At 70.9% G+C, this 14,627-nt stretch carries 10 protein-coding genes; 4 read left to right on the top strand and 6 right to left on the bottom strand.

Annotated features, from left to right (window positions below; translation table 11 throughout):
* Positions 1 to 26: 26 nt before the first annotated feature.
* From QM619_RS05215 to QM619_RS05205, 3 genes are read right to left on the bottom strand one after another with little or no spacing between them, the layout of a single operon-like run.
* Positions 27 to 1,772, bottom strand: coding sequence for an ABC transporter ATP-binding protein (locus tag QM619_RS05215; RefSeq protein ID WP_415105011.1), 1,746 nt, complete (start codon positions 1,770 to 1,772; stop codon positions 27 to 29).
* Positions 1,769 to 4,459, bottom strand: coding sequence for an ABC transporter ATP-binding protein/permease (locus QM619_RS05210; protein ID WP_415105009.1), 2,691 nt, complete (start codon positions 4,457 to 4,459; stop codon positions 1,769 to 1,771). The genes QM619_RS05215 and QM619_RS05210 overlap by 4 nt, the downstream gene beginning before the upstream one ends.
* The gene (locus QM619_RS05205; RefSeq protein WP_415105007.1) at positions 4,459 to 5,151 is read right to left on the bottom strand and encodes a hypothetical protein; all 693 of its coding nucleotides are present in this window, start codon (positions 5,149 to 5,151) and stop codon (positions 4,459 to 4,461) included. The genes QM619_RS05210 and QM619_RS05205 overlap by 1 nt, the downstream gene beginning before the upstream one ends.
* Before the next feature lie 455 nt (positions 5,152 to 5,606).
* Between QM619_RS05205 and QM619_RS05200 the strand changes: the two genes are divergently transcribed.
* On the top strand, positions 5,607 to 6,485 hold the full coding sequence (locus QM619_RS05200) for a hypothetical protein (protein WP_415105005.1): 879 nt from the start codon (positions 5,607 to 5,609) through the stop codon (positions 6,483 to 6,485).
* A 124-nt stretch (positions 6,486 to 6,609) separates the two neighbouring features.
* Complete coding sequence (locus QM619_RS05195; protein ID WP_415105003.1) at positions 6,610 to 7,338, top strand: class I SAM-dependent methyltransferase; 729 nt, start codon at positions 6,610 to 6,612, stop codon at positions 7,336 to 7,338.
* Positions 7,339 to 7,394: 56 nt separating this feature from the next.
* On the opposite strand, the gene QM619_RS05190 is transcribed toward QM619_RS05195, so the two are convergent.
* From QM619_RS05190 to QM619_RS05180, 3 genes are all read right to left on the bottom strand, one after another.
* Positions 7,395 to 7,862 carry a hypothetical protein gene (locus QM619_RS05190; RefSeq protein WP_415105001.1) on the bottom strand — a complete coding sequence of 156 codons (468 nt, stop codon included), beginning with the start codon at positions 7,860 to 7,862 and terminating at the stop codon, positions 7,395 to 7,397.
* 31 nt (positions 7,863 to 7,893) lie between these two features.
* Complete coding sequence (locus QM619_RS05185; protein ID WP_415105079.1) at positions 7,894 to 8,070, bottom strand: hypothetical protein; 177 nt, start codon at positions 8,068 to 8,070, stop codon at positions 7,894 to 7,896.
* A 387-nt stretch (positions 8,071 to 8,457) separates the two neighbouring features.
* A complete protein-coding gene (locus QM619_RS05180) occupies positions 8,458 to 10,269 on the bottom strand; it encodes an ABC-F family ATP-binding cassette domain-containing protein (protein ID WP_415104999.1) in 1,812 nt (603 codons plus the stop codon).
* A gap of 134 nt (positions 10,270 to 10,403) precedes the next feature.
* Between QM619_RS05180 and treY the strand changes: the two genes are divergently transcribed.
* Together treY and treZ are read left to right on the top strand one after the other, a co-directional pair.
* The gene (gene treY, locus QM619_RS05175; RefSeq protein WP_415104997.1) at positions 10,404 to 12,776 is read left to right on the top strand and encodes a malto-oligosyltrehalose synthase; all 2,373 of its coding nucleotides are present in this window, start codon (positions 10,404 to 10,406) and stop codon (positions 12,774 to 12,776) included.
* Positions 12,776 to 14,527, top strand: coding sequence for a malto-oligosyltrehalose trehalohydrolase (treZ, locus tag QM619_RS05170; protein WP_415104990.1), 1,752 nt, complete (start codon positions 12,776 to 12,778; stop codon positions 14,525 to 14,527). The genes treY and treZ overlap by 1 nt, the downstream gene beginning before the upstream one ends.
* Positions 14,528 to 14,627 lie beyond the last annotated feature (100 nt).

Genomic DNA, 14,627 nt, shown 5'->3' with positions numbered 1-14,627 from the left:
GACAAGCTCAGGTGGTTTCGACAAGCTCAACCGGCGGTGGATGCTCCGATCCGCCAGCCGCCAGCCGCCTGCTGCTGTCGCCAGAACTCGGCGAACCTGCCCTGGGCCGCCAGCAGATCGGCGATGCTGCCGTCCTCGACGATGCTGCCGTCCTCCAGGAACAGGACGCGGTCGGCGTTGCGGATGCTGGCCAGCCGGTGCGCGACGATGACCCGTGTGCGCGGCGTCGGGTCGCCGGTCAGCGCCCCGCTGATCGCCGCCTCGTTCTCGGTGTCCAGGGCGCTGGTGGCCTCGTCCACCAGCAGCACCGGCGCGGGCTTGAGCAAGGCCCGAGCGATCGAGACCCGTTGTCGCTCTCCGCCGGACAGGGTGCCTCCGGCCTCCCCGACGCGGGCGTCCCAGCCGTCGGACGACCGGGCGACGATGGCGTCCACCCGAGCCAGCCTTCCAGCCCGGGTCAACGCCTCCTCCGACGCCGCCGGATCGCCGACGAGGGTGTTCTCCCGGATGCTGCTGTCGAACAGGTAGGGCTGCTGGAAAACCATGCTGACCAGCGCCCGCCGCGTCTCGGCGTCCAGGCTGGCGGCGTCCACGCCGTCGAAGAGGATGCTGCCCTCGCTCGGGTGGTGCAGGCCGGCGAGCAGCGCCAGCACGGTGCTCTTGCCCGAACCGGACGGGCCGACTATCGCCGTGGTGCTGCCGGGTTCCAACTCCAGGTCGAGGCCATCCAGGACGGCCGGGGCGTCCGCGGCGTAGCGGAAGCCGACGCCGCGCAGGGCGACCCGGGGCGGGGCGACGGGGCCGTCGCGCCCGTTGCCGACCGGGACGGTGGGTGCGTTCAGCACCTCGCCGATTCGGCGCAGGGCGATCACCGAGGTCTCCACGCCGCCGCTGAGTTCGGCGAGGATGGTGAACGGCTCCAGGTAGCGGACGATCACCACGATCAGCCCGATCGCCTCCGGCGTCGTGACCACGCCCGCGCTCGCCAGGGCGACGGTGCTGCCGGCCAGGACGATCAGGGCCAGCTGACTGGCCAGGCTGAACACCAGCTGCCCGGGGATCTGCATCAGCAGCAGTCGCAGGGTGGCGCCGTGCTGGGCGGCCAGTGCCGCGCCGACGTGGCTGCGTTCCGGGTCGACCCGGCGGGCGGCGCGCAATGCATGTTGGGTGCGGGCGAACTCGACGATCCGTTCGGTGAGTGCGCAGTTGGCGTCCGCGGCGGCCCGATCGGCGCTGCGGCCGAGCCGTCCGGACGCCGCGTACGCGCCGAGCAGCACCGGGACGCCGGCCAGCGCCGCGACGCCCAGCTGCCACGCGATCGGAGTGACGGCGATGGCGATCGCCAGCGGCAGCAACACCGCGCTGATCAGCGGGGTGACCATGTAGATCAGCAGTCCGACCAGGTCGGGTCCGGTGCTGGCGATGGCCTGCCTCGTGGTGGCGGTGTTCTCACCGGTGAACCAGCCGAGCCGAACCTGGGCCACCCGGTCGGCGACGGCGTGCTGCCCGGTGTCGAGCAGCCCGAAGCCGAGATCGAAGCTGAGCCCGGCCACCAGCCAGTCGACGGCCCAGCCAGCCAGGGTGACCAGCACCAGCGCCGCAACCCAGGGCCATGCCTGGCCCGGTTCGACACCGAACAGGGCAGCGAGAAGCGGCACCAGCAGCACTGCGCCGGCGGCGCGCAACGCCACGCTGAGCACCGTCAGCACCAGGTGCTTCACAACCCGGCCACGGCTGCCGGCGGGCAGAACGGCGAGCAGAGTGCGGATCATCGGGCCTCCTCGGTTCCGCCGCCCAGACCTCCGGCGACCAGTCTTCCGGCGCCCTGCAGGACGCGGGTCGCGTCGGCGTCCCACAGCTTGCGGTAGCGGCCGCCGCAGCCAAGCAGTTCGTCGTGGCTGCCGGTCTCGGCAACCCGGCCGTGGTCGAGGACAACGATCCGGTCGACCCCGGTGATGGTGTGCAGCCGGTGCGCGATGACCAGGACGGTGCGGCCAGCGGTGAGCCGGTCCAGTGCCCGTTGCACCAGGTACTCCGATTCGGGGTCGGCAAACGCGGTGGCCTCGTCCAGCACCAGCACCGGAGTGTCGGCCAGGATCGCACGGGCGATGGTCAGCCGTTGCCGCTCGCCGCCGGACAGGGCGGCGTCCGGACCGAGCACCGTGTCGTAGCCGTGAGGCAGCCGGACGATCCGGTCGTGCAGCTGCGCCGCGCGCGCCGCCTGTTCGACCTCGGCGTCGGTGGCGTCCGGACGGGCCAGCGCGATGTTCTCCCGGACGGTGCCACGGACCAGTTCGGCGTGCTGGAAGACGAACCCGACCTGTGCGTACAGCTCGTCGGCGGTGAGTTCCCGGACGTCGCGGCCGCCGACCCGGATCGCCCCGGTCTCCACGTCGTGGAACCGGGCCAGCAGCGCGGCCAGGGTGGATTTGCCCGATCCGGACGGCCCGACCAGCGCCGTGACCGTGCCCGGCTCGAGGGTGAGGGTGACGTCGCTCAGCACCGGAACGCCGGGACGGTAGCTGAATCCGACGCCGTCGAACTCGACCCGGCCGGCCGGGACGTCCGGCGCCGCCGAGCCGGAGAGGGTCTCAAGCACCGGCTCGTCCAGGGCGACCTGGACCCGGCGGGCCGCCAGCAGCCCGGTGCGCAACCCGGACAGTCCGTAGCCAATGCCGAGAAGCCGGGCGCCGAAGGTGGTTCCGAGCAGCAGGAACGGCAGCAGCGAGGCCGGCTGCATGCTGCCACCGCCGACCAGCGCCGCGCCCAGCACGACGATCAGCAGCAGCGACGTGGTCGGCCGGGTGGCCAGATCCATCAGCGTCTTCTGCCGGGTGAACGGACCCTGCCAGTCGTTCAGGAAGCCGATGTACTCGCCGAGCCGAGCCCGGAAGGTGGAGGCCGCCGCGCCGCCGAACACCCGCACCACCGGCTGGCCCTCGATGTACGTACCGGCCTCGCCGTTCATCCGCTCCGCCCAACGCAGCGCCTGGGAGGTCTTGGCTCCGGACTGCACCACCATCACCCACATCGTGACGATGTAGACCAGCACCGGCAGGAAGAGCAGCAACGCGATCCGCCAGTCCACGGCGAACAGGTAGACCAGCACCACCACCGGAGCCACCACGGCGGCGACGGCGTCCGGCACGGCGTGGGTGACCAGGTAGTGCAGGGCCAGGGTGTCGTCCTGGATCAGCTGTTTGACCTGCCCGGAGCCGCGAGTGTCGAACCAGCCCAGCGGCAGCCGGGCGAGCTTGCCGAGCAGCCGCTCGCGCAGCTCCCGCTCGAACCGGGCGTCCACCCAGTGCAGCCACAGCATCAGGGCGGACGACAACAGCGCGCCGGTCGCCATCAGGCCGACCGTCCAGAGCCCGACCGCCCACAGTCGGGTGGGCTCGGCACCGATGAGCAACAGCCGGGCGAGTTCGGCGAGCAGGAAGAACGGCGCCAGCTCGACCAGGGTGATCAGCCCCCGGACGACCCCCGCGACGATCAGCGTGGAGCGCAGCGGCGCCAGCAGTCGTCCGGCCGCCTGGGCGCGCCAACTGCCCCGGCTCACCGGGGCGGGCTCGGACAGCTTCGGTTCGGACGCCGCCGGGTCCGGCTCGGACCCCGGCTCCGGCGCGGTCACCGAGACCGGCTCGGTCATCGAGACCGGCGCAGGCGCCGCCGGGCGCGGCTCGGGCACCGAGATCGGCTCTGGCTTTGTCTGGCCGCGCCGGTTGCCCATGGCGCGTCCCTCGATCCAGTAGGCCAGCTGGTACACCTCGGATTTCGGGAAACCGAACTCGTCGCGCAGCCGGACCCGCAACTGCTTCAGGGACGCCGACTCGGGCGCCGCCCAGGCGTACCAGTTCGACCAGTCCCGGGCCTCGATCGCCGCCGCCAACGAGCCGGGTCCGCGCCGCGGCACCCAGTGGGTGCGCAGCCGGGGATGCTCCGGCAGCGGGATCAACCGGTCGTCCGGGTCGTGCTCCTCCAGGTACAGCTCGATGGGAACCTCGGCCGGGATGGTGACCAGGATGCCGGCGATCGCAGGCATCGACGCCGAGTCGCCGATCAACAGATAGCCGGCCGGAAGCTCGTCGGGCAGCTCGAATCTGGACGACCCGAGGCTGGTCACCGCCACGGTCATGCCGGGCCGCGCGGCCAGTGCCCAGGCCGAGGCCGGCCCGGCCGGATGGTGCAGCACCACGTCGATCGCGAAGGCGCCGGACGCCTCGTCGGCCTCGCTGATCGTGTAGGCCCGCTGGTGCTCGACCTCGCCGCCGTCGGGATCGGGGAACCAGAACCGCAGCCAGGCGGTCGGCGACGCCGTGGCGTCGGTGAACAATGTCGGCGACACCATCCGGACCCGCAGGAATTTCGGAGTCAGGAACTCGGTGCCGGTCACCGTCGCCTGGTGATCGCGCGCCCCGAAGCTGCGCATCACCGCGCCCTGGAATCCCCGTTTCGCCATCAGACTCCCTCTCCTGCCTCTCGTAGGTCGGCGATGATCTGCCGCACCGGACGTCCGGGCGGCGCGGCCGCGAGCAGGCCGCCAATGGCGGCGGTCAGCATCAGCCGGACGTATTCGTCGGAGTCGACGGCCGGCAGGTCGGCGTGGACGGCCGCCAGCCGCCGATCGGCCCGCAGCCCGGCGACCGCGTCGTCGCGCTGGTCGTCCAACCCGTCGGCGCGGTCGCGCTGCGCCTCCTCGGCCGCCGCATACCCGATCGCCATCGACGCCACCGCCCCGCTCAGCACGATGGCGGCGTCCTCGGCGTAGCCGCGCCGGACCAACGCCGCCAGCTCGGCGGCCAGCAGCCGGCGTCCGCTGGCGCCGCGCGGGAACAGGGTCTGCAGATAGCCCGCCAGCCCGTGCCGGTCCAGGATGAACGCCCTCAGTTGCAGTCCGAACGACAACAGGTGCCGCAGCGTGTCGTGCGCCGGATCGTCGATCAGCACCAGATCGCCCAGCAGGCTCTCACCCACCAACCGCTCCAGCCCCCAGCGGCCGTCGACATGGCGGTACAACGCCGTCGCCGTGACGTCCAGGCGTGCCGCGACGGCATTCAGGCTCAGCCTGTGCAGCCCCAGCTCGCGTCCGGCCCGGACGATGTCGGCGGTGTCGATCTGGCGCGGCCGGCCACCGATGCGGGTCGCTGTCACCTCGTCGCTCCCTCAAAGTTGGTACTCATAACTAAGGGTAGACTAACTTCCATCAGCTGAAGCGCACGGACTGACCGCCGCTTGGACCGACGAGCTGGCGGCGCTCGATCTCTACCCCGACGAGTGGACGACGGTGCTGGCCGAGGTGCGCACCCGTCCGGACACCGCTCCGAACGGTGAGGAGGCGACCCTGGACGACAGCGTGATCCTGCTGCGCCGAGCCGGCTGACAGCCGTCCCGCCCCGCCCTCCGCCCCGGCCGTCCCCTTCCGAACGACATTTCCGCCCTTCGGCGTCCTTTCCGCGGTTTGAACCAGGTGAAAGACGCCGAAGTAGGGCGATGTGACGTCCGCGCCTTTTGTGAGTCACCAGGCGAATTGTGGACGGCAAAAGTCCGGTCCGGTGTTGGTGTGGATAACCTCCCGCGGAACGCTCCCGCATGCTGAACTCGGCTGCATGTCTGTCCGTCTGACCCGTGATCTCAACGCCGAGGGCATCGGCTCCAGCGCCATCCGCCGGCTGGTACACGAGGAAAAGCTGACCCGGGTCAGGCGCGGCGGCTTCGTCACCGCGGACGAGACCGCCGACCACCGGCAACTGATCGACGCCACGATGCCTCGGCTCAGCTCCGGACATGTGCTGAGTCACGCTTCCGCGGCGTGGCTGCACGGGCTGCCCACCGAAGCCGCCGCGCTCTCCGTGGTCACCGTGACCAAGCCCGGCAGAGGCGGCAATTCGGTAGGTCCCTACCTGCACCGTTACCGGACGCCGTTGCCGGACGACGACATCGAAACGGCGGACGGGCTCGAACGCACCACGCTGGCCCGAACGGTGGTGGACGTCGGCCGCTGCGGAGACTTGGGGTTCGCGGTTGCGGCCGCCGACGCCGCACTGCGGCGCGGGTTGAGCCGCGACCAGCTGACAGCCCACCTGCAGGTGTCCCGCCGACACGGCATCAAGCGGGCTCGTATCATGGCCGAGCTGGCCGATCCCCGCAGCGAGTCGCCCGGTGAGTCGCTGAGCCGAGTGGCGATCTGGCGACTCGGGCTACCAGCACCCGCGGTGCAGTTCGAGATCGCCATCGGGGGCCGGACGTATCGCACCGACTTCGCCTGGCCCGACCTGCGGGTGGTCGGCGAGTTCGACGGCAAGGTGAAATACGGCGCGTTGCTGCGTCCCGGCGAAAGCGCCGACGATGTCGTCATGCGCGAGAAGCGCCGCGAGGCCGACCTTCGCGCCGCCGGTTGGTGGGTGGTTCGCTGGACCTACGCCGACGTCCTCAAGCCCGCGCTGCTCGAACGCCTGCTGCGTCCGGCCCTGTTCCGTGCGGCATGACCCGCGCCACCCGCTCCGAACGACATTTCCGCCCTTCGGCGTCCTTTCCGTGGTTTGAACCAGGTGAAAGACGCCGAAGTAGGGCAACGTGGGGGTGACCAGTCGTCCAGCCCGAAAGGCCAGCGTGGATCACACCGACACCAGCACCCCGACCGACCAGGACGCCGGGCTGCCGTCCCGGCGAGCCCGCGAGGCGAGGGGCATGACCGACTACTGGGACGCCCGGTCGGTCGACTATGACGCGACCCACGAAGTGGCTGACCGCGACACCTGGAAAGAGGTCCTGGAGGGGTTGGTCGGAAGCGACCGCACGCTGCGGATTCTCGACGTGGCGACCGGCACCGGGTTGATCGCCAACCTGCTCGCCGAGCACGGCTACACCAAGGTCACCGGCACCGATCTCTCCGAGGGCATGATGCGGTTCGCCCGCGAGCACGCTGCCGCCCAGGGGCTGGACGTCGACTACCGCTTCGGCAATGCGCTCGACCTGCCCCTCCCGGACGCCAGCTTCGACGTGGTGATCAACTCGCGGTTGCTCTGGACGCTGACGGAGGCCGACCCCGCGATCCGCGAATGGGCCCGGGTGCTGGCGCCCGGCGGCACCCTTATCGCGATCAACGAGTTGGAGCCCGGCGAGGGCATCCGGACCGGCCCGCTGGCCGACTACCGCACGAAGATCCAGGCCGGCGAGCTACCGCTGGCCAATGCCGACATCGACGAGATCCTGGCCGCGCTGACCGGCGCCGGGCTGCGCGACGTCCGCCTGCGGCACCTGCCGGGCTGCCACCTGGTCAAGCGCGACCGCGAGAACTGGTACGCCTTCACCGCCACCAAGGGCGCGGAGAACCGCTGATCAATCCGGCCGGACGCCGGCGTCCCACCAGGACAGCACCCGCATCGCCTGCAGCGTCACCCACTTGGACGGCTCGCCGGCCGGGACGTCGACGTGGAACCAGACCTGGCCGCCCAGCCGGTGGCCTTGCAGCCAGCTGCCGTCGGGTTGATGCAGCAGTCGACCTCGCCGCCCCAGTACGGCAGATCGTCGTACTCCCAACGCACCGGGACCAGCTTCTCGGCGGTGCCGGCCAGCACCGCGGCGTCAAGACCCCATTCGCGGAGGTCGTTGAGCACCCAGGTGGTGGCCGTCCACGGCTGCCACTCGCCGCCGGCCCAGCCGGCCGGGAAGAACGGGCCGCCCGCCCACTGCCCGTCCGGGTCCTGGTGGGCCAGCAGTTCCGCACCGAACCCTTCGGTGGCGACCCGAGCCCGGGTCGCCTGCCAGGTCTGTTCGGACGCGCCCACGACGTCCCGCTCGACCTGCCAGCGCAGGGCCGGATCGGAATCCAGCAGCCAGTCGATCGGGCCGGCATGGGTCATGGCATCACTCTTCCGAACACGGCGCGAGCCTTCAGCCGAGGAGGGACGCCGGGGCGAAGCTCACCGGGAACGGCGCATCGACCTCGAAGGACTCGGCACCGACCACCTGGGCGATTTGTTGGTGAGCGCCGTCGACCAGCCGCCACGCGGTGACCGAGGGTGTCCCCTGGGTCGACGGCCCAGTAGTTCTGGCAACCGGCGCGCTCAAGTCGCTCCTTCTTCAGCAGGAGATCGACGCCGCGCGTTGACGGCGACAAGATCTCGACCGCCAGCAGCGGTGCTTCCGGAAGATCTTTTCTCGGTGAAGGCGTCCTTCGACGTCACGACCAGCACCCCGTCGATGAGTGCGTAGCGATGCCCGTCAGCGGGCAGTCGATCGAGATCGGCGCGCGTCCACTCTCGCCCCATGGGGCAGGAAGCTGCGCGCCTCGGTCGTCATTGCAATCATGGTAATCGGCCCCTCTCGCCACCACACCATTCAACTGGCGGAACCGGCCGCGTGGCAGGGGTCAGGCGAGATCTGTGGATAACTTCGCTGACGGCACGAGGTCTCGACAAGCTCGACCAACGATGGCCGGCGAGGCCGCACCCACTCCTACTCGACCTGCTCGGACAGCTCCAGCCAGCGCTCTTCGAGTTCGGCGACCTCGGTCTGCCGGGCGTCGATCGCGGACATCTTGGTGGCCAGGCCGACGTAGTCGGTGTGGTCGTGCTCGGCGAGCGCGGTCTGGGCGGCGTGGATCTCGTCGGTCAATCGGGCGATCCGGCGTTCCACGGACGCCAGTTCCTTCTGCAGCGCACGCAGTTCAGCGCCCGACAACTGTGTTCCGGACGTCGCACCGCCGGTCGAGTCACCGTTGGTCGAGCTTGTCGAGACCCCCGCGCGGGAGGATCCGGACGCCGCCTGCCCGGCCCGCAGCCGCAGATACTCGTCCACCCCTCCCGGCAGATGGCGGAGGTGTCCGTCGACGATCGCGTACTGCTGGTCGGTGACCCGCTCCACCAGGTAGCGGTCGTGCGAGACCACCAGCAGGGTTCCCGGCCAGGAGTCGAGCAGATCCTCCATCGCGGCGAGCATGTCGGTGTCCACGTCGTTCGAAGGCTCATCGAGGACCAGCAAATTGGGTTCGGACAGCAGCACCAGCAGCAATTGCAGCCGCCGCTTCTGCCCGCCGGAGAGCTCCCCGACCCGCGCCGACAGATGCTCCCGTGCGAAGCCGAGCCGCTCCAGCAGCTGCGCCGGGGTCAGCTCCTTGCCGGCGACCACGTAACTGGTCCGGGTCCGGGCCAGCACCTCGCGGACTAGGTCGCCGGCGATCTCGGCCAGCGCCCCGAACTGCTGGTCGAGCACTGCCAGCCGGACCGTCTTGCCGCGCTTCACCCGTCCGGACGTCGGCTGCACCGTCCCGGCGACCAGGCCGAGCAAGGTGGACTTGCCGGCCCCGTTCGCGCCGAGGATCGCGGTCCGCTCGCCGGGCGCGATCCGCCACTCGATGCCGTGCAGCACCTCGTTGTCGCCGAACCGGACGCCGGCGTCGAGCAGATCGACGACGTCCTTGCCGAGCCGGGCGATGGCCAGCCGGTTGAGCTCCAGCCGGTCCCGCGGCGGCGGGACGTCCTCGATCAGCTGATTGGCGGCGTCGATCCGGAACTTTGGCTTGGACGTCCGGGCCGGGGCGCCACGGCGTAGCCAGGCCAGCTCTTTGCGCATCAGGTTCTGCCGTTTGGCTTCGACCGCGGCGATCTGCCGGTCTCGCTCCACCCGTTGCAGCACGTATGCGGCGTAGCCGCCTTCGAACGGCTCGACGATTTGGTCGTGCACCTCCCAGGTGGCAGTCGCCACCTCGTCCAGGAACCAGCGGTCGTGGGTGACCAGCAGCAGTCCGCCGGCGTTGCGCGGCCAGCGGGCGTTGAGGTGCCCGGCCAGCCAGGTGATGCCCTCGACGTCGAGGTGGTTGGTCGGCTCGTCCAGCGCGATCACGTCCCAGTCGTCGACCAGCAGCGCGGCCAGCGCGACCCGGCGCCGTTGGCCGCCACTGAGGGCGTCCACGCCTGCGTCGAAGTCGAGGTCGGCGACCAGGCCGGCCAGCACGTCCCGGATCTTCGGGTCGGACGCCCAGACGTGCTCGGGCGCGTCGCCGACGATCGCCTGTCGCACGGTCGCTCCGTCCGGTAGCGTGTCGGCCTGGCTGAGCACCCCCATCCGGACGCCGCCGCGCCGGCGCACCCGCCCCGCACTTGGCTGGATCCGTCCGGCCAGCAGGCCGATCAGCGACGACTTGCCGTCGCCGTTGCGGCCCACCACGCCGATCCGATCGCCTTCGTTGACCCCCAGGGTCACCGAGTCGAGGACGACCCGAGTCGGATACTCCAGATGCAGCGCCTCGGCTCCGAGCAGAAAACCCACCGGTCAAGGGTAGGGGCTCAGGATGCCCTGGTCGGTTCCGGCTCCTTCGAACCGACTGTACGGCCGTCCGCGACAGGGTCGGCGGACGTCCGGCGCCGGCCGATCTGCCGTAGCCGTCTGCAAGAATCGCGTGGATGGAGCCCACCGCCCGACCGTTCACGGCCACCTATCGGCTGCAGCTGCACAGTGGCTTCACCTTCGACGATGCCGCCGCGATCGTGCCCCACCTGGCTGCGCTGGGCGTCAGTCACGTCTACCTGGCGCCGATCCTGACCGCGGTGCCCGGCTCGAAGCACGGCTACGACGTCCTCGACCACACCGCGGTCAACCCCGAGCTCGGCGGCCGCGACGCGCTCGAGCGGCTGGCCGCGCGGTGCCATGCGCACGACCTCGGCATCGTCGTCGACATCGTGCCCAACCACATGGCGCTGGTCGAGGGCGAATGGCGCAACGCCCCGCTGTGGGACGTGCTGCGGCACGGTCGGAAGTCTTCCTTCGCGCACTGGTTCGACGTCGACTGGGATCACCTCGACGGCCGCTTCGGACTGCCGATCCTGGCCGCCCCGCCGGCCGACACATCTGCCGAGCTGCGCCTCGACATCGGACGCCCCGACGAAGGTCCGGCATCCGGAACACCAGTGCTGCGCTACCACGAGCATGTGTTGCCGTTGCGTCCGGACGGCCCGGAGACGTCCGATCTGGCCACCCTGCTGGACGCCCAGCACTGGCGGCTGACCCCGTTCGCCGAGGCCGCCGAGACCCTCAACTATCGGCGCTTCTTCGACGTCGACCAGCTGGTCGCCATCCGGGTCGAGGAACCGGACGTCTTCGACGCCAGCCACGCGTTGCTGCTGGAGTTGCATCACGCCGGCGTGATCGACGGGTTCCGGATCGACCATCCCGACGGCCTGGCCGACCCCGCCGGCTACCTGGCACGGTTGGTGGCGCGGTGTCGTCCGGGCACCCCGATCTGGGTGGAGAAGATCCTGGAAGGCGACGAACGGCTGCCGGACTGGGCCTGCCACGGCACCACCGGCTACGACGCGGCCGCGGCGATCGACGCCGCGCTGATCGACCCGGCCGGCATGGACGCCGTGAGCGCCAGCTGGGCGGTCACCGGCGGCGAACCAGAGTTGGACGCCTGTCTGGAAGCCAGCAAACGACAGGTGCTGGCCCAGCTGCTGCAACCCGAGCTGAACCGGCTGCAACGGACGGCGGTCGCCGCACTGCCCGGCATCGACCCGGCCCGGCTGCGGGCCGCGCTGTCGGAACTGCTCGTCCAGCTGCGGGTCTACCGCGCCTATGTGACACCGGGGACGCTGCCCGAACCGGCACTGACCGCCCCGCTGCGGGCGGCACTGCAACGGGTACGGGCCGACCGTCCCGATCTGGCGGACGCCGCGGCGGCGCTCATCGGCGTCCTGACTCAGCCCGAGACGGCGCCCGGCGACTCGGACGCCGCCCGCGACCTGTGCGTCCGGTTCCAGCAGACCACCGGGCCGGTGATGGCCAAGGGCATCGAAGACACCGCCTGCTACCGCTGGCACCGGCTGGTCGCGCTGAACGAGGTGGGCGGCGACCCGTCATCGGGCGACCACCCCGATGTCGAACCCCTGCACGCGTGGGCCGAGCACCAGGCCGACCGGTGGCCGTCGGGGATGACCACGCTGTCCACTCACGACACCAAGCGCAGCGAGGACGTCCGGGCCCGGCTGATCGCGCTGGCCGGGGACGCCGCCGGCTGGACCCATCTGGCCAATCTGGCCGCCGGCGAAGCGCAGCGGCATGGTGTCGACGCCCCGACCGGTCATCTGGTCTGGCAGACCGTCGCCGGCACTCCGGGAATCACCCCTGAGCGGCTGGACGCCTACCTGACCAAGGCACTGCGTGAGGGCAAGCAGCGCACCGGCTGGCTGCAACCAGACGCTGACTACGAGAAACGCGTGCTGGCATTGGGTCGGGCGATGCTCGCCGGCGGTCCCGTCGGCGAGGCCATCGCCCAGGTGGCGCAGGCCAATGCCGACGCGATCCGCTGTGTCACGCTGGTGCAGAAGCTGCTGCAGCTGACCCTGCCCGGCGTCCCGGACACTTACCAGGGGGCAGAGATGCTGAACCTCACCCTGGTCGATCCGGACAACCGCGCCGGCATCGACTTCGCCGGCCACGCCGCGCGGCTCGCGGCCCTCGACGCGGGCATCGTCACCGAGCCGGACCTGGACGACGAGATCCTGCTGATCACCTCCCGGACGTTGCGACTGCGCCGGAAGCGTCCGGCCGACTTCTCCGCCGGCTACCGAAGGCTGGAGTTGGGCGACGGGCTGCTCGGCTTCGCCCGCGGTGCCGACGTGCTGGTCGCCGTCCGCCGGCTACCACGGACGCCGCTGCCGGCGTCCGTGCCGTTGCCCGAAGGCAGTTGGCGCGATGCGTTCACCGGCGCCGTCCACCGCGACGGCACGGCGAGCCTGTTCGACGCGCTGCCGGTGGCGCTGTTGGTGCGGGAGGGCTGATGCTGCGGCACTACTCGGTGTGGGCGCCCGACGCGGAACGGGTCGACGTCCGGCTGGGGGCCGATGGCGTCCGGACCGAACCGATGACGCCGGCCGGCGGCGGCTGGTGGACGGTGGACGCCGAGCCCGGCGACGGACGCTACGCCTTCTGCATCGACGGCGGCGATCCGCTGCCCGATCCGCGCGGACGCCGGCAACCGGACGGCGTCCATGCCGCGAGCGCGCTGGTCGATCCGGCCACCTTCAGCTGGACCGACGGGGACTGGAAGGGACGCCCGCTGCCCGGCGCGGCGATCTACGAGCTGCACGTCGGCACTTTCACCTCCGAACGCACCTTCGACGGGGCGATCCAGCGACTCGATCACCTGGTGGAGCTGGGCGTCGACGTCGTCGAGCTGATGCCGGTGGCGTCGTTCCCGGTGCGCAACGGCTGGGGCTACGACGGGGTCGCGCTCTACTCGGTGCACGAGCCGTACGGAGGGCCGGCCGGCCTGCAGCGGTTCGTGGACGCCGCGCACGCCCGCGGCCTGGCGGTCTGGCTGGACGTCGTCTACAACCACCTCGGCCCGGTCGGCAATTGTCTGCCGCGGTTCGGGCCCTACTTCACCGACCGGCATCAGACACCGTGGGGGCTCGCGGTCAATCTGGACGGTCCGGGCAGCGACGAAGTGCGTGCCTACGTCCTCGACAACGCCCGGCAGTGGTTCCTCGACTACCACCTGGACGGGTTGCGGCTGGACGCCGTGCACGCCCTGCACGACGAGTCGGCGATCCATCTGCTGGAGGAGTTGGCGGCGCTCGCCGACGACCTCGGCACCGCCACCGGGATCCCGCGGGTGCTGATCGCCGAGTCGGATCGCAACGATCCGCGGACGGTGATCGCTCGCGGAGTGGGCGGCGCCGGTGGACTGGGGTTGGACGGCCAGTGGGCCGACGACGTCCATCACGCCCTGCATGTGCTGCTTACCGGCGAGACTCAGGGCTACTACGCCGACTTCGCCGACCCGCAAGCCCTTCCCAAGGTGCTGGCGCACACCCCGTTCTTCCACGACGGCACCTTCTCCAGCTTCCGGGAGCGCCGGCACGGGCGTCCGATCGCTCCGAACATCACGCCCGGCTGGCGGTTCGTCGCCTCGTTGCAGACCCACGACCAGATCGGCAACCGGGCCACCGGCGAGCGGCTGGCGCAGCTGGCCGGACGCGGCCGGGCCGCCATCGGCGCCGCGCTGCTACTCACTTCGCCCTACACGCCAATGCTGTTCATGGGAGAGGAGTTCGACGCATCGACGCCCTGGCAGTACTTCACCGACCATGCCGAGGACTGGCTGGCCGAGTCGATCCGGGCTGGACGCCAGGCCGAGTTCGCCGAGCACGGCTGGTCGGACCGCGTCCCCGACCCGCAGGATCCGGGCACCGTCGAGGCGTCCACGCTGAACTGGGCCGACCTGGACGACCTGGACCGCCGCAAGTTCCTGGATTGGTATCGGACGCTGTTGCGGCTGCGCCGCGAACTGCCGGAACTCCGGGACGCCGCCCTCGGCGACGGCGCCGTGGCCCGCGAGGGCGACCTACTGCTGGTCCGCCGCGGCACCCTCGGGGTGCTCGCCAATCTGGGCGACGAGCCGGGCCGCCTCCCGGTGCCGGACGGCTCCGAGATGCTGGCCTGCTTCGGCGGCGTCGTCCTCACCGACAGCGAGGTGACGCTGAGCCGAGACAGCACCGCCCTGCTCCGCGCGCCGCTGCCCGACTGACCAGGGACTGCCCAACTGACAGGGGACGGTTCTCGAACATTCGAAAATCGCATGTCCGGGGACGGTTCTCCGGCGTTCGAAAGTCGCACGAGAGAGAACC

The organism is Micropruina sp. (assembly GCF_047606665.1).
GTDB lineage: Bacteria > Actinomycetota > Actinomycetes > Propionibacteriales > Propionibacteriaceae > Micropruina.
Note: the sequence above shows the minus strand (reverse complement) of the source record. Positions and strands in the feature narration are given on the sequence as shown.

Bases quoted from the DNA above. Each gene is read 5' to 3' on its own strand.
- QM619_RS05215 (WP_415105011.1), bottom strand. From the start codon at position 1,772: ATGATCCGCACTCTGCTCGCCGTTCTGCCCGCCGGCAGCCGTGGCCGG.
- QM619_RS05210 (WP_415105009.1), bottom strand. From the start codon at position 4,459: ATGGCGAAACGGGGATTCCAGGGCGCGGTGATGCGCAGCTTCGGGGCG.
- QM619_RS05200 (WP_415105005.1), top strand. From the start codon at position 5,607: ATGTCTGTCCGTCTGACCCGTGATCTCAACGCCGAGGGCATCGGCTCC.
- QM619_RS05190 (WP_415105001.1), bottom strand. From the start codon at position 7,862: ATGACCCATGCCGGCCCGATCGACTGGCTGCTGGATTCCGATCCGGCC.
- treY (WP_415104997.1), top strand. From the start codon at position 10,404: ATGGAGCCCACCGCCCGACCGTTCACGGCCACCTATCGGCTGCAGCTG.
- treZ (WP_415104990.1), top strand. From the start codon at position 12,776: ATGCTGCGGCACTACTCGGTGTGGGCGCCCGACGCGGAACGGGTCGAC.